This is a genomic window from Piscinibacter defluvii (assembly GCF_004011805.1).
GTDB lineage: Bacteria > Pseudomonadota > Gammaproteobacteria > Burkholderiales > Burkholderiaceae_C > Piscinibacter > Piscinibacter defluvii.
Genome location: NZ_RCHJ01000063.1, coordinates 2501 through 4660, shown reverse-complemented (window position 1 = coordinate 4660; position 2160 = coordinate 2501). Strand labels below are relative to the sequence as shown.

Below are 2160 nucleotides of genomic sequence, written 5' to 3'. Positions count from 1 at the left end.
ATAACATTTGCTACATATTATATGGTTAAGTCCTCGATCTATTAGTATTCGTCAGCTCCACATGTCACCATGCTTCCACCTCGAACCTATCAACCTGATCATCTTTCAGGGATCTTACTAGCTTACGCTATGGGAAATCTCATCTTGAGGGGGGCTTCATGCTTAGATGCTTTCAGCACTTATCCCTTCCGCACATAGCTACCCAGCTATGCCCTTGGCAGAACAACTGGTACACCAGCGGTGCGTCCATCCCGGTCCTCTCGTACTAAGGACAGCTCCTCTCAAATTTCCTACGCCCACGACGGATAGGGACCGAACTGTCTCACGACGTTCTGAACCCAGCTCGCGTACCGCTTTAATGGGCGAACAGCCCAACCCTTGGGACCGACTACAGCCCCAGGATGCGATGAGCCGACATCGAGGTGCCAAACCTCCCCGTCGATGTGGACTCTTGGGGGAGATAAGCCTGTTATCCCCGGGGTAGCTTTTATCCGTTGAGCGATGGCCCTTCCATGCGGAACCACCGGATCACTAAGCCCGACTTTCGTCCCTGCTCGACTTGTAGGTCTCGCAGTCAAGCTCCCTTATGCCTTTGCACTCTACGAATGATTTCCAACCATTCTGAGGGAACCTTTGGGCGCCTCCGTTACACTTTAGGAGGCGACCGCCCCAGTCAAACTGCCCACCTGACACTGTCTCCCGGGTCGATAAGACCCGTAGGTTAGAATTTCAATACAGTCAGGGCGGTATCCCACCAGCGCCTCCACCGAAGCTAGCGCTCCGGTTTCAAAGGCTCCCGCCTATCCTGTACAAACTGTACCAAAATTCAATATCAGGCTACAGTAAAGCTCCACGGGGTCTTTCCGTCCTGTCGCGGGTAACCTGCATCTTCACAGGTACTATAATTTCACCGAGTCTCTGGTTGAGACAGTGCCCAAATCGTTACACCTTTCGTGCGGGTCGGAACTTACCCGACAAGGAATTTCGCTACCTTAGGACCGTTATAGTTACGGCCGCCGTTTACTGGGGCTTCAGTTCAGAGCTTCGCTTACGCTAACCCCTCTCCTTAACCTTCCAGCACCGGGCAGGTGTCACCCCCTATACTTCGCCTTACGGCTTCGCAGAGAGCTGTGTTTTTGCTAAACAGTCGCTTGGGCCTATTCACTGCGGCTTTCCGTTAAGAAAGCACCCCTTCTCCCGAAGTTACGGGGTCATTTTGCCGAGTTCCTTAACCAGAGTTCTCTCGCACACCTTAGGATTCTCTCCTCGCCTACCTGTGTCGGTTTGCGGTACAGGCACCTTTTATCTCGCTAGAAGCTTTTCTTGGCAGCGGGGAATCAAAGACTTCGCTCCATAAGGAGCTTCCCCATCACAGCTCAGCCTTTACGATAAGCGGATTTGCCTACTTATCAGCCTAACTGCTTGGACGTGCACAACCAATCGCACGCTTCTTCTATCCTTCTGCGTCCCTCCATTGCTCAAACGATAAAGAGGTGGTACAGGAATATCAACCTGTTGTCCATCGCCTACGCCTGTCGGCCTCGGCTTAGGTCCTGACTAACCCTGAGCGGACGAGCCTTCCTCAGGAAACCTTAGGCATTCGGTGGACGGGATTCTCACCCGTCTTTCGCTACTCATACCGGCATTCTCACTTCTAAGCACTCCACCAGTCCTTCCGGTCTGACTTCACTGTCCTTAGAACGCTCCCCTACCACTGATACCATTCGGTATCAATCCGCAGCTTCGGTGGTGTATTTAGCCCCGGTACATTTTCGGCGCAGAGTCACTCGACTAGTGAGCTATTACGCACTCTTTAAATGGTGGCTGCTTCTAAGCCAACATCCTAGTTGTCTAAGCAACTCCACATCCTTTTCCACTTAATACACACTTTGGGACCTTAGCTGGCGGTCTGGGCTGTTTCCCTTTTGACTACGGATCTTATCACTCGCAGTCTGACTCCTAAGGATAAGTCATTGGCATTCGGAGTTTGACTGAATTCGGTAATCCGATGAGGACCCCTAGTCCAATCAGTGCTCTACCTCCAAGACTCTTACACTTAAGGCTAGCCCTAAAGCTATTTCGGGGAGAACCAGCTATCTCCAGGTTCGATTGGAATTTCTCCGCTACCCACACCTCATCCCCGCACTTTTCAACGTGCGT

The 2160-nt window shown here is 51.9% G+C and carries 1 rRNA gene (running past one end of the window); it reads right to left on the bottom strand.

The features are described 5' to 3' along the window. Positions 1-21: 21 nt before the first annotated feature. Positions 22-2160: ribosomal RNA gene (locus D9C15_RS32530) — 23S ribosomal RNA — on the bottom strand (it continues 784 nt past the right edge of the window).